General features: G+C 43.3%; 20 protein-coding genes. 17 read left to right on the top strand and 3 right to left on the bottom strand.

Annotation, left to right across the window (positions count from 1 at the left end; all coding sequences use genetic code 11):
* Positions 1-4: 4 nt before the first annotated feature.
* From KH180_RS12875 to KH180_RS12865, 3 genes are all read left to right on the top strand, one after another.
* The gene (locus KH180_RS12875) at positions 5-793 is read left to right on the top strand and encodes an electron transfer flavoprotein subunit beta/FixA family protein (protein ID WP_290760978.1); all 789 of its coding nucleotides are present in this window, start codon (positions 5-7) and stop codon (positions 791-793) included.
* 81 nt (positions 794-874) lie between these two features.
* A complete protein-coding gene (locus tag KH180_RS12870; RefSeq protein WP_290760976.1) occupies positions 875-2,068 on the top strand; it encodes an electron transfer flavoprotein subunit alpha in 1,194 nt (397 codons plus the stop codon).
* A gap of 2 nt (positions 2,069-2,070) precedes the next feature.
* Positions 2,071-3,474, top strand: a complete 1,404-nt coding sequence (locus KH180_RS12865; protein WP_290760974.1) for an FAD-binding oxidoreductase — start codon at positions 2,071-2,073, stop codon at positions 3,472-3,474.
* A 67-nt stretch (positions 3,475-3,541) separates the two neighbouring features.
* Here KH180_RS12865 and KH180_RS12860 read toward each other — a convergent pair whose 3' ends face one another.
* Positions 3,542-4,063 (bottom strand): flavin reductase family protein, encoded by a 522-nt coding sequence (locus tag KH180_RS12860; RefSeq protein WP_290760972.1) that lies wholly within the window; start codon positions 4,061-4,063, stop codon positions 3,542-3,544.
* 263 nt (positions 4,064-4,326) lie between these two features.
* On the opposite strand from KH180_RS12860, the gene aspS reads away from it, so the two are divergent.
* From aspS to KH180_RS12830, 6 genes are all read left to right on the top strand, one after another.
* Entirely contained in the window at positions 4,327-6,126 is a 1,800-nt protein-coding gene (gene aspS / locus KH180_RS12855) for an aspartate--tRNA ligase (protein WP_290760970.1), read from the top strand.
* A 13-nt stretch (positions 6,127-6,139) separates the two neighbouring features.
* Complete coding sequence (locus tag KH180_RS12850) at positions 6,140-6,610, top strand: ACT domain-containing protein (RefSeq protein WP_137328802.1); 471 nt, start codon at positions 6,140-6,142, stop codon at positions 6,608-6,610.
* Positions 6,611-6,637: 27 nt separating this feature from the next.
* Positions 6,638-7,873: a serine hydroxymethyltransferase gene (glyA, locus tag KH180_RS12845; RefSeq protein WP_290760967.1), complete on the top strand. Its 1,236-nt coding sequence runs from the start codon at positions 6,638-6,640 to the stop codon at positions 7,871-7,873.
* 122 nt (positions 7,874-7,995) lie between these two features.
* A complete protein-coding gene (locus KH180_RS12840) occupies positions 7,996-9,177 on the top strand; it encodes an ROK family protein (protein WP_290760965.1) in 1,182 nt (393 codons plus the stop codon).
* A gap of 23 nt (positions 9,178-9,200) precedes the next feature.
* Positions 9,201-9,950, top strand: coding sequence for a cupin domain-containing protein (locus KH180_RS12835; protein WP_290760963.1), 750 nt, complete (start codon positions 9,201-9,203; stop codon positions 9,948-9,950).
* A 51-nt stretch (positions 9,951-10,001) separates the two neighbouring features.
* Positions 10,002-10,679 (top strand): HAD family hydrolase, encoded by a 678-nt coding sequence (locus KH180_RS12830; protein WP_290760961.1) that lies wholly within the window; start codon positions 10,002-10,004, stop codon positions 10,677-10,679.
* Positions 10,680-10,789: 110 nt separating this feature from the next.
* Here the strand turns inward: KH180_RS12830 and KH180_RS12825 are convergent, their stop codons facing one another.
* On the bottom strand, positions 10,790-11,425 hold the full coding sequence (locus KH180_RS12825) for a lactate utilization protein (RefSeq protein WP_290760959.1): 636 nt from the start codon (positions 11,423-11,425) through the stop codon (positions 10,790-10,792).
* 276 nt (positions 11,426-11,701) lie between these two features.
* On the opposite strand from KH180_RS12825, the gene KH180_RS12820 reads away from it, so the two are divergent.
* From KH180_RS12820 to KH180_RS12800, 5 genes are all read left to right on the top strand, one after another.
* Positions 11,702-13,708, top strand: a complete 2,007-nt coding sequence (locus tag KH180_RS12820; protein ID WP_290760957.1) for a DNA topoisomerase — start codon at positions 11,702-11,704, stop codon at positions 13,706-13,708.
* A gap of 2 nt (positions 13,709-13,710) precedes the next feature.
* Positions 13,711-14,379: an acyltransferase gene (locus KH180_RS12815; RefSeq protein ID WP_290760955.1), complete on the top strand. Its 669-nt coding sequence runs from the start codon at positions 13,711-13,713 to the stop codon at positions 14,377-14,379.
* A gap of 22 nt (positions 14,380-14,401) precedes the next feature.
* Positions 14,402-15,277, top strand: coding sequence for a hypothetical protein (locus tag KH180_RS12810; protein ID WP_290760954.1), 876 nt, complete (start codon positions 14,402-14,404; stop codon positions 15,275-15,277).
* Positions 15,278-15,327: 50 nt separating this feature from the next.
* The gene (locus tag KH180_RS12805) at positions 15,328-16,605 is read left to right on the top strand and encodes an HD domain-containing phosphohydrolase (protein ID WP_290760953.1); all 1,278 of its coding nucleotides are present in this window, start codon (positions 15,328-15,330) and stop codon (positions 16,603-16,605) included.
* Positions 16,606-16,852: 247 nt separating this feature from the next.
* Positions 16,853-17,275, top strand: coding sequence for a hypothetical protein (locus KH180_RS12800; RefSeq protein WP_290760951.1), 423 nt, complete (start codon positions 16,853-16,855; stop codon positions 17,273-17,275).
* 4 nt (positions 17,276-17,279) lie between these two features.
* Here the strand turns inward: KH180_RS12800 and KH180_RS12795 are convergent, their stop codons facing one another.
* Entirely contained in the window at positions 17,280-17,600 is a 321-nt protein-coding gene (locus tag KH180_RS12795; RefSeq protein WP_290760949.1) for a hypothetical protein, read from the bottom strand.
* A 283-nt stretch (positions 17,601-17,883) separates the two neighbouring features.
* Between KH180_RS12795 and KH180_RS12790 the strand changes: the two genes are divergently transcribed.
* The 3 genes from KH180_RS12790 to KH180_RS12780 all read left to right on the top strand — a co-directional run.
* Positions 17,884-18,576: an iron-sulfur cluster assembly scaffold protein gene (locus KH180_RS12790; RefSeq protein WP_290760947.1), complete on the top strand. Its 693-nt coding sequence runs from the start codon at positions 17,884-17,886 to the stop codon at positions 18,574-18,576.
* Positions 18,577-18,588: 12 nt separating this feature from the next.
* Positions 18,589-19,599: a GGGtGRT protein gene (locus KH180_RS12785; protein ID WP_290760945.1), complete on the top strand. Its 1,011-nt coding sequence runs from the start codon at positions 18,589-18,591 to the stop codon at positions 19,597-19,599.
* Between the two features lie 133 nt (positions 19,600-19,732).
* On the top strand, positions 19,733-19,972 hold a 240-nt coding region (locus KH180_RS12780; RefSeq protein ID WP_290760943.1), incomplete at its 3' end, for a DUF1989 domain-containing protein.

The raw sequence follows: 19,972 nt of genomic DNA, 5'->3' as shown, positions 1-19,972 counted from the left end.
AGATATGAATATTTTAGTTTGTATCAAGCAGGTACCGGAATCCAACAAGGTAGAAGTAGATCCCAAAACAGGTGTCCTGAAAAGAAACGGTGCGGCATCTAAGATGAATCCTTATGATCTCTATGCCATAGAGACTGCGATGAAGTTAAAAGAAGAACTGGGGGGAAGCGTCAGCGTGATCACTATGGGACCTCCGCAGGCAGCGCAGGTGATCCGGGAGGCCTATGCCATGGGTGCAGATCACGGAGCCCTGATCTCTGACCGCCGGTTTGGAGGAGCTGACGTGCTGGCAACAAGCTATACTCTGGCACAGGGAATCAAAAAAATGGGAGATTTTGACCTGATTCTGTGCGGAAAACAGACCACAGACGGGGATACAGCCCAGGTCGGGCCGGAGATCTCAGAATGGCTCGGCATCCCAAGTGTATCGAACGTCAGGAAGATCACGGAGGCCAACGGACAGAATATCACCGTTGAGATGGATATGCCGGATGATATTGAAATAACCAGAATTACCTACCCATGTCTTTTGGCGGTGGACAAAGACATCTTCCAGCCGAGGCTCCCCTCTTATGTGAGAAAAACGGAAAAAGCAGACACTGAGATCACAATGCTCTGCCTGGACGATATGGACGACCGGGATGAAACTCATTACGGCCTCAACGGTTCTCCCACACAGGTTCAAAAGATTTTCCCTCCGGAAACAAATCACCACAGGGAACTCTGGAACGAGGAGAGCAGTATACTTTCAGAAAAATTATTCCAAAAAGTGAAAGAACTGAAATTTGTATAACATGTTTTCTTCGTTGTCAGATAAGTATATTTTACAGCGCGGCGGAGATAGATGCAAAAAACTCATTAGGAGGGAAAAAATATGGCAAAGTTAGAAATTAATCAGGAAAAAATAAAAGATCTCGGTGAACTGATCAAAATCTGTCCGTTTGGAGCAATGGAAGAAAAAGACGGAAAACTGGAGATCAATTCAGCCTGCAGGATGTGTAAGCTGTGTGTAAAGAAAGGGCCTGAAGGTGCAGTAACCTACGTGGAGGACCAGAAGAAAGAGGAGATCGACAAATCTGCCTGGAACGGAATTGTAGTTTATGTGGACCATGTGGACGGAAAAATCCATCCGGTAACCTATGAGCTGATTGGAAAAGCCAGGGAGCTGGCTGAAAAGATTTCCCATCCGGTATATGCATTGTTCATCGGAAGCGGTATCAAAGAAGAAAGCCAGGAACTGCTGCACTATGGAGTTGACCAGGTATTTTTGTATGATGACCCGGAACTGAACCGATTTAAGATCGAACCGTATACATCGGTATTTGAAGACTTTATACAAAAACAGCATCCATCGGCTATTTTAGTAGGAGCCACAACGGTGGGAAGACAGCTGGCTCCGAGGGTAGCGGCAAGGATGAAGACAGGGCTTACAGCAGACTGCACCATCCTTGAGATGAATGAGAATACAGATCTCTCCCAGATACGTCCCGCTTTCGGAGGAAATATCATGGCTCATATCACCACGCCGAATCACCGGCCTCAGATGGCAACGGTGCGCTATAAAGTGATGAATGCTCCGGAACGGATGGATGAGATGAGCGGAGAGATTGTTGAATGTTCCGTTGATAAGCAAAAACTTCAGACGAATGTAGAAGTTCTGGATATAGTGCTGAAGGAAAAAGAGAAATTTATCGAATCTGCAGATGTGCTCGTAGTGGCAGGGCGGGGTGTGAAAAAGGAAGAGGATATTCAGATGCTGGAAGAATTGGCTGATCTGCTGGGCGGCCAGGTGGCATGTACAAGACCCGTGGCTGAAAACGGTTGGCTGGATGCCAAACGGCAGGTAGGCTTAAGCGGCCGGACGGTCCGTCCCAAGCTGATTATTACCTGCGGTGTGTCCGGGGCCATTCAATTTGTTGCAGGCATGGACCATTCGGACCAGATCATAGCAATCAATAAGGATGAGAAGGCTTCTATATTTAAAGTAGCACACTACGGTCTGGTGGGTGATTTATATGAAATCATTCCTCAGTTCATAGAAAAAATCAAAGTGGGTCAGGGGGCATAGTTATGGAATATAAAAAATTAGATGAGAAAGATCTGGAATACATAAAACAGGTGATCAATGACGATGAGCGGATTTTGTTTGGAGAAAATATTAATGAAGAATACAGCCACGATGAGCTTTCCGGAACCCAGAGTTATCCGGATGTAGTGGTAAAAGCAGCTGATGCCGGGGAAATTTCAAAAATTATGTCTTATGCATATGAGCATACGATCCCTGTCACTCCAAGGGGCGCCGGCACCGGACTGGTTGGTTCTTCTGTTGCAATGGAACACGGCATTATGATTGATACGAGCCTTATGAACCAAATCCTGGAGCTGGATGAAGAAAACCTGACAGTTACTGTGGAGCCGGGAGTGCTTTTGATGGAGCTATCCGCTTTTGTAGAAGAGCATGATTTCTTCTATCCGCCGGACCCAGGTGAGAAATCTGCAACCATCGGAGGAAATATCAGCACCAACGCCGGAGGGATGAGGGCAGTAAAATATGGTGTTACAAGAGACTATGTCCGGGGCCTGGAAGTGGTGCTGCCCAATGGAAGCATCGTAGAATTCGGAGGGAAAATTGTTAAAAACAGCTCCGGTTATGCGATGAAGGATCTGATGGTAGGATCAGAAGGGACATTGGGAATCATCACAAAGGCTGTCTTAAAGCTGCTCCCGCTTCCTAAAAAAGCGATCAGTCTTTTGATACCGTTTGAAAATCTGAACTCTGCGATACAGACAGTACCGGAGATCATCAAGTCCAAATCAATTCCGACGGCTATTGAGTTTATGCAGAGAGAAGTTATCGAAGATGCAGAAGAATACCTGGGGAAAAAATTCCCTGACCATCAGGCCGATGCCTACCTGCTTCTGAAATTTGACGGAAATTCAGCGGAAGAGATCGAAGCGGATTATGATAAGGTTGCAAAGCTCTGCTTAAGCCAGGGTGCTCTGGATGTATTGATTTCTGATACAGAGGAGAGAGATGAATCCATCTGGAAAGCCAGAGGAGCATTTTTGGAGGCCATCAAAGGCTCTACGACCTATATGGATGAAGTAGATGTGGTTGTGCCGAGAAATAAGATCAGCGAGATGGTTGAGTATATGCATAACCTTCATAATGAGGTTGATATCAGGATCAAGAGCTTCGGCCATGCAGGAGACGGAAATCTGCATGCATATATTTTGAAAGATGATCTCACTGAACAGCAGTGGCAGGAACGGATGACGCTGGCAATGGATAAGATATACCAGAAGGCAGATGAGTTAAACGGCCAGGTATCCGGAGAACATGGAATCGGATATGCAAAAAAGCCATATCTGAAAGAATCCCTTGAGGAAGAAACTATGAACATCATGAGGGGGATCAAGGCAGCTTTTGACCCGAAAAATATCCTGAATCCCCATAAGGTTTGTCAGATATAATTTCATATAATAAAGAAACTATAAAATCCGATGAAAGATTTCAGGTCTTTCATCGGATTTTATAGTTTTAATCTTGTTTTACAAGAATCTGTTCAATCTCTGCTACATACAGAGTATGGTAGTCTTTATCTGCATACCACTGTGCATCCAGTGCTTTTGCATCTCCTATGAATCCTTCCGGATCCATCGGCTGGCAAAACAGCTTTTTACAGATCAGGACGATCTTTGCTTCCTCAAAATACGGGATCCCGTTGGCATCCGTCGGCGTAAGCCTTGTCTTTGAGATTTTATCTTCGGTCCGTCCGGACACACTTCCAAGATAAGTCAGATCCTTTTTAAATGCCTCGTCGTAAAATGACAGTGAAAAGGTATCAGAATTATCAATAAATTCTTTTGTATAGCGCTGCGGACGGATGACAGACAGTGCCACGTCCTTGCCCCACATGACGCCGAATCCACCCCAGGATGCGGTCATCGTGTTGATCTTGCCTTCGTTATTTTTGGCGGTTACCAGCATCCAGTCCTTCCCAATCAGGCGGAAGGCACTCTGGTCAAAATCCTCTGGTGCAACAATTGCATATTCACTCATGTTACTTGCCTCCTTTTTCGTGTATTTACCATTATAATGCATTCAAAGGAAAAAGTACAGAATTATGATGAGAGTTTTGGGTTTTCAAGACCGCTGCAGTGAATTTGGTTCATTATCTGCCCACAGGGCATCCCGTATTTCATACCCTTCGGGTGGACGTGCTCCGCACGATAAGGTATAAACTATATATAAGTTCATTGAAATTCTGATGCCCCTTATGATATAATGACAGACAGGTTTAATATATGTAAGGAGGAAGCAGCATGGCAGAGTCAATGTCCGGGCTGTCACGGAGCCACAGATGTACAGAAGTGAGCCGTGAAAACGCCGGCGAGAATGTAACCGTCATGGGATGGGTACAGAAGAGAAGAAATTTAGGAAGTCTTATATTTGTAGATTTAAGAGACCGTTCAGGATTATTGCAGCTGGTCTTTGATGAGGATACATTGTCAGGCGGAGATTATGAAAAAGCAAATTCCCTGCGGAATGAATATGTGATCGCAGTAAAAGGGGAAGTACAAAAGCGCAGTGCCGCCATCAATGAAAATTTAAAGACAGGGGATATTGAGATCAAGGTAACGGAGTTAAGGATTCTGTCTGAATCGAAAACACCGCCGTTTCCTGTAGATGCAGAACAGACAGTGAAAGATGAGCTGCGCCTCAAATACCGCTATCTGGATCTGAGAAGGCCGAACCTTCAGAAGAATCTGCTGGTCCGCAGCCAGGTAACAAAAGCGGCAAGAGACTTTTTGGCGGAGGAAGGCTTTTTAGAGATTGAAACTCCGATTCTTGGAAAGAGTACACCGGAGGGAGCCAGGGACTATCTGGTGCCGAGCCGTGTTCATCCGGGCAATTTTTACGGGCTTCCCCAGTCACCGCAGCTGTTCAAGCAGCTTTTGATGTGTTCTGGTGTAGACCGCTACTATCAGATAGCCAAGTGCTTCAGGGATGAGGACCTGAGGGCAGACCGCCAGCCTGAGTTTACACAGATCGATATGGAGCTTTCTTTTGTAGATGTAGACGATGTGATCGGTCTCAACGAACGCCTGCTCCAGAGGGTATTCAAGGATGTTCTCAGCGTAGATGTGCAGATTCCTATGAAGCGCCTTACCTATCAGGAAGCTATGGACAGGTTTGGTTCTGATAAGCCGGATACAAGGTTTGGAATGGAACTGGTCAACGTATCTGAAACTGTTTCAGGCTGTGACTTTATGGTCTTTAAAGGGGCTTTAGAGAATGGAGGTTCCGTACGGGGGCTGAACGCAAAGGGGCTTGGTGATCTGGGCCGCAAAAAGATTGATGCGTTTGTAGATTTTGCAAAGGAATTCGGTGCCAAAGGCCTTGCCTATATCCAGCTGAAAGAGGACGGAAGCGTGAAATCTTCCTTTGCTAAGTTTATGAAAGATGAGGAAATGACGGCGCTGATTGACGCCATGGAAGGAAAACCCGGGGACCTGCTCTTGTTTGCAGCAGACAAGGATTCTGTGGTCTATGATGTACTTGGAAATCTCCGCCTGGAGATCGGCAGAAAGTATGATATGATCGACGAGTCTTTGTATAACTTCCTTTGGGTGACAGAGTTCCCGCTTTTGGAATGGAACGAAGAACAAAACCGTTATACGGCCATGCACCATCCGTTCACCATGCCGATGGAAGAGGACCTTAAGTATATCGACACAGATCCGGGCAGGGTCAGAGCCAAGGCTTATGATATTGTGTTAAATGGAACAGAGCTTGGAGGAGGTTCCGTGAGGATCCACCGGGATGATATTCAGAAGGCTATGTTCAAGGCCCTTGGCTTTACAGAAGAAGACGCCAATGAAAGATTTGGATTCCTGCTGGAAGCCTTCCAGTATGGGGTGCCGCCTCATGCAGGTCTGGCATACGGCCTGGACCGGCTTGTTATGTGGATGACAGGTGAGGACAGTATCCGTGACGTCATTGCATTCCCGAAAGTAAAGGACGCTTCCTGTCTGATGACGCAGGCGCCTGGAGGAGTGGACACAGAGCAGCTTGACGAGCTTGGAATTGAATTGAAAGAAAACGATACGAACGAGGAATAAGGAGAAGCAGATTATGGAGAAAATGTTATTTAGCGGCGTGCTGTCAAACACAGATGTTGCACAGGTAGCGATCAAAGGGCTGAAGCATGAACCTGGCATTGCGGCAAAACTGTTTACTGCCATTGCGGACAAAGGAATCAATGTAGAGTTAATCTTACAGTCTATCGGAAGAAAAGACAGCAAGGATATTTCCTTTGTTGTGAAAAAGTCAGATGCCGATGCAGCTGTGGAGACTTTGAAAGAAACATTTGAGGAAGACTCATATAAGGAGATCGTATCTGACAAAAATGTGGGTATTGTATCCATCGTAGGTGCAGGAATGATGTCAAACTCAGGGGCAGCATCTAAAATGTTTGAAGCTCTTTATAACAAAGGTGTGAACATCCATATGATCTATACTTCTGAGATCAAGATTACGGTCCTGATCCGGGAAAGCCGTGTAGAGACAGCTGTGGAAGCGCTGAAAGAACAATTCCAAGATTAATTTATGATATAACAGGAGGACGCAGAAATGTTCGATTTTAATGAAGTGGAGAATTATGATCCTGAAGTTGCTGATGCTATGCAGGATGAATTGTCCAGACAGAGAAATAATCTGGAGCTGATTGCTTCTGAGAACTTAGTATCAAAGGCGGTCATGGCAGCCATGGGAAGCCATCTGACAAACAAATATGCGGAAGGATATCCGGGAAAGAGATATTATGGCGGCTGTGAGTACGTGGATGTAGTTGAAAATCTGGCAAGAGAGCGTGCAAAGGAACTCTTTGGATGTGAATATGTCAATGTTCAGCCTCATTCCGGAGCCCAGGCTAATATGGCAGTATTTTTTGCAATGCTGGAGCCGGGAGATACTTATATGGGGATGAGCCTGGACCATGGCGGACATCTGTCCCATGGAAGCCCGGTCAATATGTCCGGAAAATATTATCATTGTGTACCTTATGGTGTCAATGATGAAGGATTTATTGATTATGACAATGTTCTTGAGATTGCAAAAGAATGCAGGCCGAAACTGATTATCGCCGGCGCCAGCGCTTATGCAAGGTCTATCGACTTTAAGAAGTTCCGTGAGATCGCAGATGAGGTCGGAGCAATCCTTATGGTGGATATGGCACACATCGCAGGTTTAGTGGCAGCAGGAGTTCATCAGAGCCCGATCCCTTATGCCCATGTGACAACCACAACGACCCATAAGACTTTGAGAGGTCCCCGCGGCGGCATGATCCTGTGCAGCAATGAGATCAATGAAAAGTATAATTTCAACAAGGCCATTTTCCCGGGAATTCAGGGCGGTCCGTTGATGCACGTGATCGCAGGAAAAGCGGTATGCTTTAAAGAAGCATTGTCTGACGGCTTTAAGGAATACGGAAAACAGGTGGTAAAAAATGCAGATGCACTTGCAAAAGCTTTGATGGAAGAAGGCTTTGATATTGTATCCGGAGGCACAGACAACCATCTGATGCTGGTTGATCTTAAGAAATATGATCTGACAGGAAAAGAAGCCGAAAAAGTTTTGGATTCTGTTCACATCACATGCAATAAAAACACAGTCCCGAACGATCCAAAATCACCGTTTGTCACATCTGGGCTCCGCCTCGGAACACCGGCAGTGACAACCAGAGGGTTAAAAGAAGAGGATATGGCGGCAATCGCAAAAGCAATCCGTCTTACCCTGTTAGACCAGAAGCTTGAAGAAGCAAAACAGCTGGTGAAAGAACTGACAGAGAAATATCCTTTATATGAATAATGAAAATGATTTAAATAATATGAGCCGGTATCTTATGATATCCGGCTCATATTTTTATGGATGTTGACAAGAAGTGAAGCTTTCTTTATAATATAATTAATAACATCAGTGGAGAAATTAATATGAAAAAGCAAAAACAGCAGGACCAGCAGCAGATGAAGATCAGCAACCGTCAGCTGGTGCTTGATAAGATCAAGTCACGGGGTAATGTTTCCAGAGCCTCTCTGGCTAAAGAATTAAAAATGAGTCCTACCAGTATGACCAGGATCTGTGCAGATTTGTCTGGCCTGAATTTTATAAAAGAATCCCAGGGAGACTCAAAGGGCGTCGGCAGAAAAGCTTTCTTACTGGAAAGAAATCCCCGCGCCTTTTATAGTCTTGGCATTTTGGTGCGCCGTGACTTTATCAGCTTTTTGATTATGGATTACGGAGAGCAGATCCTTGGCATTAAAAAATGGAATATGTCTGTCGGCGGAAGTCCAGAGGATGTCGCAGAGCTTATAAAAGAATGTTTTGATAAGTGCAGGGCAGAACTTCCGGAGATTATGGAGAGAGTAAAGGCTGCGGGAGTAAGTTTTCCAGGAGTTGTTTCTGCAGGCGGGGCGAATATCATAAGGTCCGGATTTGCCGGATGGGAGCAGACAGACTTCAAAGATCTGCTGAAGCGGAAATTGGGGATTCATATTTGTCTGGAAAACGATGTGAAGGCTTCAGTTCTGGAAGAATATTTTCATTATCCGGAATTACAGGTCAACCGCCTGGGCTTTTTAAGTCTCAGTATCGATGTGGGAGCGGCATTTATGAATGAAGGCAGAGTTATGGAAGGAGCCTGCGGGGATATTGCCCACAAAATCTTAATCTATGGCGGCCGGAAGTGCAGCTGCCATAAAGAAGGGTGTGTCTCGGCTTATCTTTCTGCCGGCGGAATACTAAAGCAGGCAGAGGAGATGGGGGAACGGTGTGCGGATTTAAACGATATTGCAGATGCATATGAACGAAAGGAAGGGTGGGCACAAGAGCTGATGGTACGTCTGGCGGGATATACAGCGCTTCTGCTCGAAGATATGATGGCATGGAACAATCCGGAAATCATACTTTTGGGAGGAAGGACAGTGAGGTGCCTGCCGATGCTCCTTGATGAGGTATTAAAAAGGCAGGATATTATAAATCCGGAAATGCTTAAAGAAACAAAAATTTGTGAATCAAAGAATGCAGGAAATGAAAGTATGCTGGGTGCAGCTTATCTTGCCATGGAAAATTATGAAAAGATCAGACTGGATCAGCTGAGGCAGAAGGAAATATAAATTTTCATATAAGGAGGGAACCTATGAAAAAACAGCAGATTGCCGATGTCCGGCGGATGGAATGGAATTACCGTCCCAACTCAGTTACAGGAAAAGTATTTGGCCAAAAACCGCTGGCAGAGGATAAAGATATGGGAGTAAGCATTGTTATGAACCGCTATCCGGCGGGATTTCAGACGATTACTCATACCCATCCCTGCGGCCACGGACTTTTTATCCTGGACGGGCAGATCAAGACGAACGGCAGTGTCTATGGGCCTGAAACACTGATCTGGTATCCGGAAGGATGTGTGGCAGAGCATGGTGCCACTGAGTATGATGATGCCACGGTGCTTTTGATTTCAAATAAGGCTTTTTCTATCCATTACATAAAAGATGAAGAGGAAAAGAAACGTCTGGAGAAAGGGATCAAACCGGTCATCAGCGATATAGGCAGAATGCCCTGGTTTTACCGCATGGCAAGTACATCAGGAAAGATGTTCGGAAAAAAACAGCTGCATTTGGACGAAGAAACAGGGATGCAGATCAACTATATTAATTATCCGGCAGGATTTACCACAGATACGCATACGCATCCTGCAGCCCACGGTTTGTTTGTCCTGTCTGGACAGCTGAAATCCAATGGAGAGTATTTTGGACCGGGCACAATGGTTTGGTACGAGGAAGGGTGCATCGCAGAGCACGGAGCAACGGCCCATGAAGACCTGATCTGTCTGCAGATATCCAACAAAGACTTTTCCATCCAGTACAGGCAAAAAGATTATGAGAAATAAAGAATCAAAAAACAGCAGTGAATCCGCGGCAGCGAAAGGCAGGAGGAAGAAATGGACTTGAAAGGAATTATATTTGATTTTAATGGGACTATGTACATTGACGGGGACAAACAGGAAGCAGCATGGTTTGAATTTTTTCAGAGACATGCAGAGGGAAAATATACAGTTGAGCAGCTCCATCAGATGATCCATGGCATTAACGGGGGAGAGTTTCTGAAAATGGCTTTAAATCCTGAACTTACAGAAAGTGAGATTTATAAGCTGACAGAGGAAAAAGAGGATATCTACCGTGAAATGTGCCTGAATGATCCCGAAGGGATGAATTTTACAGAGGGGCTTCCGGAGTTTCTCACAAAGCTGAAGGAGGCTGATATTCCATTTGCCATTGCCACGGCTTCTGCTATAGGAAATGTCCGGTTTTATATAAAACATATGCATTTAGATCACTGGATCCCTATTGAAAATATCGTCTATGATGACGGGACCTTTTTAGGGAAACCGGAACCGGATATTTATCTGATGGCAATGAAAAAGATCGGCATGGAACCCGGGCAGTGCGTTGTCTTTGAGGATGCAGATGCAGGAATTGAAGCTGCCAGAAGAGCAGGAGCGGGAAAGATTGTAGCTATCGGGCCGAAAAAGGAACATGAGAGACTGCGCTGTCTTCCCGGTGTGACAGAAGTGATAGAAAGCTTCAGAGAAGCCGGACCAGATATACTGAAAAAATAAGAACAAAACCTGATGTTTCAGCTGTCAGCCGGTACATCAGGTTTTTCTTCTGCATAGGAAATTCTTTCAGATTTGTTCTTACAAAGGAAAGTTCTTTGAACCTCCTTTTTCTAATATCCCAGGTCTTCCCCAACCAAGATGACCTTAATGCGGTCTTTCTGTCCGCATCTTCTGGTGATCAACAGGTGGGAGCAGATAGAAGAATCACCGTAGCATTCTCCGCAGTGTCCGGTGACAGAACAAGGAGTTTTTAGCCCCAGCCGGATGGTATTTGGACAGGAAGCCTTGCTTCTTGTGCGGTGGACACCTTCTTCTATGGTGCTTACTACCTTATTCATTCCAACGATCAGGATTACCTGTCTCGGACCGTAGCTTAAGCATCCAACACGGTTTCCGGAACCGTCAATATTAATCAGTTCTCCTTCTAAGGTGACAGCGTTTGTACTCATGAGGTAAGTGTCAGCCAAAACGGCTTTTGCATATATCTGGCGCTGTTCCTCATAATTTTTAGCTGCTGTACGGTCGACTGTTTCATAATCAGCAGAATTTTTTACATAATCCAAAAGACCTGTTTCAGCCACACTCATGGAACCGCCCCATGAAACGACAGACCCTTTTTCTATGTAGGATAAGGCCTGCTTTAAGGCATCTTCCTTTGTTGCACAGTAAACTCCTGAGAAATTTCTTTTTTCCATGTTTTTAATAATAGTAGCCGCAGTTACTTCATTTGCTTTTTCCATACTCATTTTATGCACACTCCTTTACTGGTTTTATCTATGGATATGCTGTTGGGGTCAAAAAATATTTTGACCCCTGATGCCTGCGGATTTCTCCGCACTTTGTGCTCCCAAAATCCTAAAAACATTCGAAATCCGCCCTGATCGGGCTGCTTTCTCATGTTTTACGGGTCCCAAAGTTATCCAATTGCATGCAAGCATGCATTGTATAACCTTTTGACCCTGGCATCTGGATATTATTGTATCACAGCAGAGGGAAATATGGTATAATAGCAAAAGAAAAAAATGAAAGCAGGATTACGTTTGAAGTCATTATTTATTACCGAAAAACCGAGTGTGGCCAGAGAATTTGCCAACGCACTGGACCTGAAAACGTCCAGCAGGGACGGATATCTGGAGAGTGAAAATACTGTGATCACATGGTGTGTGGGACACCTGGTCACTATGTCATATCCGGATAAGTATGATCCGAAACTGAAACGCTGGGAACTGGAGACACTGCCTTTTCTGCCTGAAGATTTTAAGTACGAAGTCATTCCGGCGGTGAAGAAGCAGTACGATATTGTAAGTTCTCTTTTAAACAGGGAAGATATTGATACCATTTATGTCTGTACTGACTCCGGACGGGAAGGGGAATATATATACAGGCTGGTAGACCAGGAAGCCCATGTGGCCGGAAAGAAGAAAAAAAGGGTCTGGATTGACTCTCAGACAAAGGAAGAGGTGATCCGGGGTGTCCGGGAGGCCAAAGATCTGAATGAGTATGACAATCTGGCTTCAGCAGCTTATTTAAGAGCGAAAGAGGACTATTTGATGGGCATTAATTTTTCCAGAGTCTTAACCTTAAAGTACGGATGGACACTGGGGAATTTTATGAACCAAAAAAGGAGCGTTGTAGTAGCGGTAGGCAGGGTTATGACCTGTGTCCTCGGAATGATCGTCAAAAGGGAAAGAGAAATCAGAAGCTTTGTGCCCACCCCGTTTTATAAAGTGCTTTCCCATATCACGCCACAGGGAGTGAAGATTGAGTCTGAGTGGAAAGCAGTAAAAGGGTCCAGGTATTTTGAATCAAAGAAATTATATAAAGACAACGGGTTTTTGAAAAAAGAAGATGCTGAAGCCTTTATAAAAGAGATCGAGGAAGCCTCCGGCATGGAGACGGTTGTGGAATCGTCCACGAAGCGCCAGGAGAAAAAGAATCCGCCGCTTTTGTATAATCTGGCGGAGCTTCAGAACCAATGCTCTAAAATGTTTAAGCTGAGTCCTGATGAGACACTCAAGATCGTGCAGGAGCTGTACGAAAAAAAACTGGTCACTTATCCAAGGACCGATGCGAGGGTATTGTCTACAGCCGTCAGCAAGGAAATCTATAAAAATCTGTCGGGGTTAAAGAATTATGGAATACTTTCGGAAACCGCTGTGGATATTTTGGAGAAAAAGTCCTATACAGGGCTTGCGAAAACCAGATATGTGGATGATAAAAAGATCACGGATCATTATGCCATCATTCCTACAGGACAGGCTCTTAATAATCTCAAAAATATTTCACAGACCGGGCAGAAGGTATATGAAGTGATTGTCCGGCGTTTTCTGTGCATCTTTCTGCCCCCGGCTGTATATTCTAAGATAAAGCTGATGACAAAAACAGCGGGAGAAACCTTTACGGCAAATTTCAAACTGCTTGTGGATCCCGGTTATCTTCTGGTCTCCGGCGGAAAAGAGGCAAAGAAAGAGGATTCTGTCTCTAAAGAGCAGATTGACGCCATCCTTTCCCTGAAAAAAGGGATGAAGCTTCCGATTAAAAAACATTTGATTAAGGATGGAACGACAACGCCTCCGAAACGTTATAATTCGGGATCTCTGATACTGGCCATGGAGAATGCGGGACAGCTGATCGAAGATGAGGACCTGAGAGCACAGATCAAAGGAAGCGGGATCGGCACCAGTGCCACCAGGGCAGAGATCGTTAAAAAACTGATCAACAATAAATATATTGCACTGAACAAAAAGACACAGACTGTGACGCCTACGCTGATGGGAGAGATGATCTTTGACGTGGTCAGGGGATCCATTCATTCTCTTTTAAATCCGGAGCTGACAGCCAGCTGGGAAAAGGGCCTTACTTATGTGGCAGAGGGCACAGTCAGTGAAGAAGAATATATGAAAAAGCTGAATCATTTTGTTGCAAAGCACACAGATGCAGTTAAAAAGACCAATCATCAGTATGTACTGCGCCGGATGTTTGATCAGACGGCCCAGTATTATAATATCAAGAAAGGAAAAGGTGAATAAGCATGAAACAGCTTACAAATCAAAAATTATTTAAAGATATGGACCAGACAATCGCAAAAGAATTATTTGAGCAGACTACATATCCCTGGGAGGTTTTAGCTTTGATCGGTGACTTTATTTTAAAGACGGGGCCTGAACTGTCTGAGGAAGATTTTGACCGGATCGGAGATGATGTATGGATCTCAAAAACCGCTGTGATTGCAAGGACGGCAGAGATCAACGGGCCGGCTATCATCGGAGCAGGCACCGAAGTAAGACCCGGAGCTTTCATCAGAGGGAACGCACTGATCGGGGAAAACTGTGTGGTGGGCAATTCCACAGAAATTAAAAATGATATTTTGTTTAATAATGTGCAGGTTCCGCATTATAATTATGTGGGAGATTCTGTTTTGGGGTATAAATCCCATATGGGTGCAGGTTCCATCACATCCAATGTAAAATCTGACAAGACAAATGTCGTGATCAAATGTAAGGGTGAGAAGATCGAGACGGGAAGAAAAAAAATAGGAGCGATCCTGGGAGACCATGTAGAAGTAGGATGCGGAACCGTTTTAAATCCGGGTTCTGTTGTAGGAGCAAACACAAACATTTATCCGCTTTCCATGGTGCGGGGTTATATTGAAGAAAACAGTATTTACAAAAACGCAGGAGAAATCGCTCAGAAACAATAAGACAAAGAAAGGATTCCACAGCATGAGAAAAAGAATGATGACGCTGTCGCTTTTAATCTGTGTTTCTTTTGCGCTTTCCGCATGCGGAAAGGCTTCCAAGCAGGAAATCATTGAATCAGAGTACTATCAGAAGCTTCAGGATCAGAATGAAAAGCTTACGCAGGACTTAAAAAAGTCAAGAGCCAGGGAAGATTCTCTGGACAAAAAAATCAAGGAGATCCATGAGTACACCGGTGACCAGAAGTTAGCTTCCTATAAAAAAGAAGTGGCTGACAGCACGATTTCCAAGACAGATTTTGTCCGTATTCAGAAGGGAAAATCTTTCAGAAGTTTTGCCGTTACCAACGAACCTGTGTGCAGCTATGTAAAAAATATTGTGAAAAATGCCTATAGAATTATAGGTCTGACGGTCACGGATCTGAGAGAAAATTACTCCGGCAGTATTTATTCTTATGCACTTATTGATGAAGACAATACAACCTATGAATTTAAGGTTTACGGCAGCAGTTATATCGTTTTTGACTCAATTCCGGAAAACGTATATTGCTTTGACAATGCAGGCGTAATCGGAGACGGACTGATTGATGCAGAAAATGAAAAGATTTACGCATCCTCTATCGACAGAATGAAGGATGCAGCGCTTGTCGTCACAGACCAGGATCTGAAGTTTAATGATACTGCCATTAAGACAGCAAATCTGTTGGAGAAAGCCAAGAAAACAAAAGAAAAGCAGGATGTTTCAAAATGGACAGAATACCGCTTCTATACGCAGGGAACGGTGACAAAGCTGTCTCTGTCAGACAGCAAGGAACTCTGTATCACAGATAAGACAGGCAGCCAGGAATTTTACACAGTGAGTGAGAAGACATTTTCCAAAATAAAGAAGCTTTTAAAGTAGGATTTATGATATTTAATGATTAGAAGAAGGGGTTAAAAGGACAAAACTTTATGTATGCCATCAGAAGTAAAAATATATGGGGGATTATAAAAAAGACTTTAAACCGGGTAGATCCCCGGCTTATTGAGCATGGAGAAAGGGTAGCTTATATTGCACTGCAGATCTTAGAAGAAACAGGAAGAGAGATTCCGGAAGATATGACAAAGAACCTCCTCCTGACATGCCTGATCCATGATATCGGCGCATATAAGACTGAAGAGATCGACTGTATTGTAAAGTTTGAGTCAGGGAATGTGTGGGAGCATTCTATTTACGGGTGCCTGTTCCTGAAGATGTTTGCACCGCTGGATGACTATGTGGAGGCTGTTTTATACCATCATGCTGACTACAGCAGCCTGAAAGAAAACGGCATTACAGGGGATTCCCTGTTTTTTGCGGATATTATTCATCTTGCAGACAGGGCAGATCAATTATGGCAGATGAAATCAGAAATTAAGCATGATTTGAGGCAGAAAAAAGGGAGTGTATTTTCAGAAGAAGCAGTCGAACTCCTTATTTCTGCAGATGAGAAAAAACATATCAGGGATCTGCTGAGATCAGAGGAATTTCTGGATGAGATCGAAGAGTATGTGGAGAAGATGAAGTTCTCTGAGCAGGAGCAGCGCACATATCTTGAGATGCTTGCCTACTCTATTGATTTCAGGAGCGAATTTATGGTGCTGCATACGATCACTACAGTAAATGCCAGCATGGCTATTGCAGATGTGATGAATCTTACAGACAGCCGGAAGATGTGTCTGTATTACGGGGCACTTCTGCATGATGTAGGCAAAGTTTCAACACCGGTGGAGATTCTTGAAAAACCAGGAACCCTGACGCCGGAAGAGTTTGAGATCATGAAGCAGCATGTGGTGGAAAGCGGGAAAATACTGGAGGAATATGTCCATCCGGATATCTATAAAATCGCAGTCAGGCATCATGAAAAACTGGACGGATCAGGCTACCCTCTGGGGCTGAGCGGTGAAGAACTTTCCAAGGAGGAGAGAATCTGTGCCGTGGCAGACATTGTCAGTGCCCTTATCCGTAAGCGCAGCTATAAGCAGGTGTTTTCTAAAGAGCAGACGATTAAGATCCTGACGGATATGGCAGAAAGAAATAAAATATGTCCGGAAGTTACGGAGACGGTAGTCGCTGAATATGATGATCTTATGGAGTATATTGACAAGAACGGAGAGCATCTGATGAATATTTACCGTCAGATGAAAGAAGAATACAAAGAAATGCTTGTAATGCTGAAAGAACAGGGATTTCCAAAGATGTTGTCGTAAAATCGACCTGAGGTGGTGAAATGAGCTGTTGAATCTTAAATTAAAAAATATTTTAATTCGGTTCCTGTACAATTCATTATTAGTAATCCTTTTGCTTGTATTAAATTACTGTTTAAGCCAAAAGAATGGGTATCAATTAAACATGGCTGTATTATTTCTCGCTGGGGAAGCCGCAGCACTGATCTTTGCACTGATATATGAAAAAATGAAAAGAAGAAAATAACAAATTGACATTTGGATTGGCTCAATGGAGATAATCAAACTTATGGTTCGTGCAAATCAACTGCCTTATACGATTCTGCACGAATTTTTTATGAAAGAAGGAATGATAATGGAAAAAGACTATTTTAAAGACCGCACAAAAGAATCGACATCCTACCAGGCTGTCCGTGTGGGGAGTTATGTATATATCTGCACTAAAGATAAACAAAGGACAGCAAAGACGATTCATGATCTGCGCTTAGTAAAGGTCACTGCTCATCTGACGAAACAATCTATTCATCCCAGGGGACAGAAGATAAAAGGAGTGGAGACTGCGACCGGGAAAACCTTGGTTGGAAGAGTTGTATATCTCACGGAAAACGGAAAGCTTATTATTACCCAAAATGGCAGCTTAACAGTTTCTGAGTGGTATGATGTACATAATTTAGAAAAAAATTCTGACAATTAATCATTCAGCAGTCTTTTTCTTTTCCCGCCTTATACCAAATATAAAGGCAGCATCCTATGGCTATAAGATAACCTCCAATCAAAATCATCAATTTCTTTCCGGCAGGATTGATCGTTTTGTAAACCGGATAAAACGATAATATAAGCAAAAGGGGTACTATTATTCCAAGAAAAGCTCTTTTTCTGGTTGACAGATAAACATGAGAGCCTAATAAAGCTATCATTATGATATATGACAGTGACTCTTTGAAATCGAATCCGCCGCTGAATAACTGTATTATATACAATATTGCTATTCCAATTATAAAACATTTAAAAGTTGTCATATGCTTTCCTCCTGTTCTGATAAATTCAATTTAATAATCTTATTATAACAGACTTTCATCCTATCCACTTGTCTGTTTCCTGCATCTTCTCCAGGCTTATTGTTTATTAAGGGCAGTTTCCCTATTTCCATAATAAAATACAAAACTCAACAAAGTTATTGAGATAATTTCTTGTTTTAATTTTAACAATATGATAAAATAAGCTAGAGCAAATGAGCTTAAAAACATTACATACATATGATTGTGGAATGTTTATTATTTATTCACTGAAAGGAGTTTCAACATGATTTATTCACATGAAGTAGAACAAATGTGTACTGTAGCTCAGGGTGTAAACCACGGAGCTGCTCCAATCCCTGAAGAAGCGAAATGGATCAGTGCTAAAGATGTGACTGATATTTCCGGACTGACTCACGGAATTGGCTGGTGTGCACCTCAGCAGGGGGGATGTAAGTTAACTCTGAACGTAAAAGAAGGTATTATCCAGGAAGCATTGGTAGAGACTATCGGATGCTCTGGTATGACTCATTCAGCTGCAATGGCATCTGAAATTTTACCGGGAAGAACAATTTTAGAAGCATTAAATACTGACTTAGTATGTGATGCTATTAATACAGCAATGAGAGAACTGTTTTTACAGATCGTATACGGAAGAACTCAGAGTGCTTTCTCAGAGGACGGGCTTCCGATCGGAGCAGGTCTTGAAGATTTAGGAAAAGGTTTAAGATCTCAGGTTGGTACTATGTATGGTACACTGAAAAAAGGACCTCGTTACCTTGAAATGGCTGAAGGGTACGTTACAGGAATCGCTTTGGATGAAGAAGAACAGATCATTGGATACCAGTTTGTAAACTTTGGTAAAATGATGGATTTCATCAAAGCAGGCGATGACGCTCAGACAGCTTTAGACAAAGCAAAAGGTCAGTACGGCAGAGTAGATGATGCTGCTAAAATCATTGACCCAAGAAATCAATAGGAGGTAACGAACATGGCTTTATTTGAATCATATGAGAGAAGAGAAAAACAGATTCTTGCTGTATTAAAAGAATATGGTATTAATTCTATCGAAGAAGCTGCTGAAGTTACAAAAGCCGCAGGATTAGATGTATATGCCCAGGTAGAAGGTATTCAGCCTATCTGTTTTGAAAATGCAAAATGGGCTTACACAGTAGGTGCTGCCATTGCAATCAAAAAAGACTGCAGAAGAGCTGCAGACGCTGCAGCTGCAATCGGTGAAGGCCTTCAGGCATTCTGTATTCCGGGATCTGTTGCTGACCAGCGTAAAGTAGGTCTTGGACATGGTAACTTAGGAAAGATGCTTCTGGAAGAAGAAACAGAATGTTTTGCATTCTTGGCAGGACATGAGTCTTTCGCTGCCGCTGAAGGTGCAATCGGTATTGCTGAAAAAGCAAACAAAGTGCGCCAGAATCCTCTGCGTGTAATCTTAAACGGACTTGGAAAAGATGCTGCACAGATCATTTCCAGAATCAATGGATTTACATTTGTTGAAACTAAGATGGATTATTCCACAGGTAAAGTAGAGGAAGTATTTAGAAAATCTTATTCTGAAGGATTAAGAGCTAAGGTTAACTGCTATGGTGCAAATGATGTAACAGAAGGTGTTGCAATCATGCACAAAGAAGGCGTTGACGTTTCTATTACAGGAAACTCTACAAACCCAACACGTTTCCAGCATCCTGTTGCAGGTACATACAAAAAAGAATGTATCGAACAGGGCAAAAAATACTTCTCAGTTGCATCCGGCGGTGGTACAGGCCGTACACTTCATCCGGACAACATGGCTGCAGGACCGGCTTCTTATGGTATGACAGATACTATGGGACGTATGCACTCTGATGCACAGTTCGCTGGATCTTCTTCCGTACCGGCTCACGTTGAGATGATGGGTCTGATCGGAATGGGCAACAACCCGATGGTAGGTGCTACTGTTGCAGTGGCGGTTGCTATCGAAGAAAGTGCTAAAGAAGGTAAATTCTAAGAAATGGCTTAAAATAAGGATCTCTGATGGCATGAATTGCTGTCAGAGGTTCTTTTTTGATGTGGAACGTTTTTTGGAGTGAGATTATGATTTTACAGTAATAAACAAATCGGGATTTATGGAGGTGAGTATAATGAGCAAAGAGTATATAATACCAGCGTGCTCAGGAATAAAAATTGATGTTCAGCAAGGACAAAATATTACAGTGATTGATATTGAGGGCGGTCAAGTGGTTGACTTTTTTGCAGAAGTGACAGATGAACCGAATGAATTCCTTTCAACCGGAGTGACGATTGACTGTAATGAATCTTTAAAATTAAAAATTGGGGACACTATTTATACAAACTTATATACACCTATGATGGAAGTTCTT

The organism is Anaerostipes sp., assembly GCF_018381315.1.
Classification (GTDB): domain Bacteria; phylum Bacillota; class Clostridia; order Lachnospirales; family Lachnospiraceae; genus Anaerostipes.
Note: the sequence above shows the minus strand (reverse complement) of the source record. Positions and strands in the feature narration are given on the sequence as shown.

What these genes read in the sequence shown, in the direction of transcription:
- KH180_RS12875 (WP_290760978.1), top strand. Translation starts at nt 5, where the DNA reads ATGAATATTTTAGTTTGTATCAAGCAGGTACCGGAATCCAACAAGGTA.
- KH180_RS12870 (WP_290760976.1), top strand. Translation starts at nt 875, where the DNA reads ATGGCAAAGTTAGAAATTAATCAGGAAAAAATAAAAGATCTCGGTGAA.
- KH180_RS12865 (WP_290760974.1), top strand. Translation starts at nt 2,071, where the DNA reads ATGGAATATAAAAAATTAGATGAGAAAGATCTGGAATACATAAAACAG.
- KH180_RS12860 (WP_290760972.1), bottom strand. Translation starts at nt 4,063, where the DNA reads ATGAGTGAATATGCAATTGTTGCACCAGAGGATTTTGACCAGAGTGCC.
- aspS (WP_290760970.1), top strand. Translation starts at nt 4,327, where the DNA reads ATGGCAGAGTCAATGTCCGGGCTGTCACGGAGCCACAGATGTACAGAA.
- KH180_RS12850 (WP_137328802.1), top strand. Translation starts at nt 6,140, where the DNA reads ATGGAGAAAATGTTATTTAGCGGCGTGCTGTCAAACACAGATGTTGCA.
- glyA (WP_290760967.1), top strand. Translation starts at nt 6,638, where the DNA reads ATGTTCGATTTTAATGAAGTGGAGAATTATGATCCTGAAGTTGCTGAT.
- KH180_RS12840 (WP_290760965.1), top strand. Translation starts at nt 7,996, where the DNA reads ATGAAAAAGCAAAAACAGCAGGACCAGCAGCAGATGAAGATCAGCAAC.
- KH180_RS12835 (WP_290760963.1), top strand. Translation starts at nt 9,201, where the DNA reads ATGAAAAAACAGCAGATTGCCGATGTCCGGCGGATGGAATGGAATTAC.
- KH180_RS12830 (WP_290760961.1), top strand. Translation starts at nt 10,002, where the DNA reads ATGGACTTGAAAGGAATTATATTTGATTTTAATGGGACTATGTACATT.
- KH180_RS12825 (WP_290760959.1), bottom strand. Translation starts at nt 11,425, where the DNA reads ATGAGTATGGAAAAAGCAAATGAAGTAACTGCGGCTACTATTATTAAA.
- KH180_RS12820 (WP_290760957.1), top strand. Translation starts at nt 11,702, where the DNA reads ATGAAAGCAGGATTACGTTTGAAGTCATTATTTATTACCGAAAAACCG.
- KH180_RS12815 (WP_290760955.1), top strand. Translation starts at nt 13,711, where the DNA reads ATGAAACAGCTTACAAATCAAAAATTATTTAAAGATATGGACCAGACA.
- KH180_RS12810 (WP_290760954.1), top strand. Translation starts at nt 14,402, where the DNA reads ATGAGAAAAAGAATGATGACGCTGTCGCTTTTAATCTGTGTTTCTTTT.
- KH180_RS12805 (WP_290760953.1), top strand. Translation starts at nt 15,328, where the DNA reads ATGTATGCCATCAGAAGTAAAAATATATGGGGGATTATAAAAAAGACT.
- KH180_RS12800 (WP_290760951.1), top strand. Translation starts at nt 16,853, where the DNA reads ATGGAGATAATCAAACTTATGGTTCGTGCAAATCAACTGCCTTATACG.
- KH180_RS12795 (WP_290760949.1), bottom strand. Translation starts at nt 17,600, where the DNA reads ATGACAACTTTTAAATGTTTTATAATTGGAATAGCAATATTGTATATA.
- KH180_RS12790 (WP_290760947.1), top strand. Translation starts at nt 17,884, where the DNA reads ATGATTTATTCACATGAAGTAGAACAAATGTGTACTGTAGCTCAGGGT.
- KH180_RS12785 (WP_290760945.1), top strand. Translation starts at nt 18,589, where the DNA reads ATGGCTTTATTTGAATCATATGAGAGAAGAGAAAAACAGATTCTTGCT.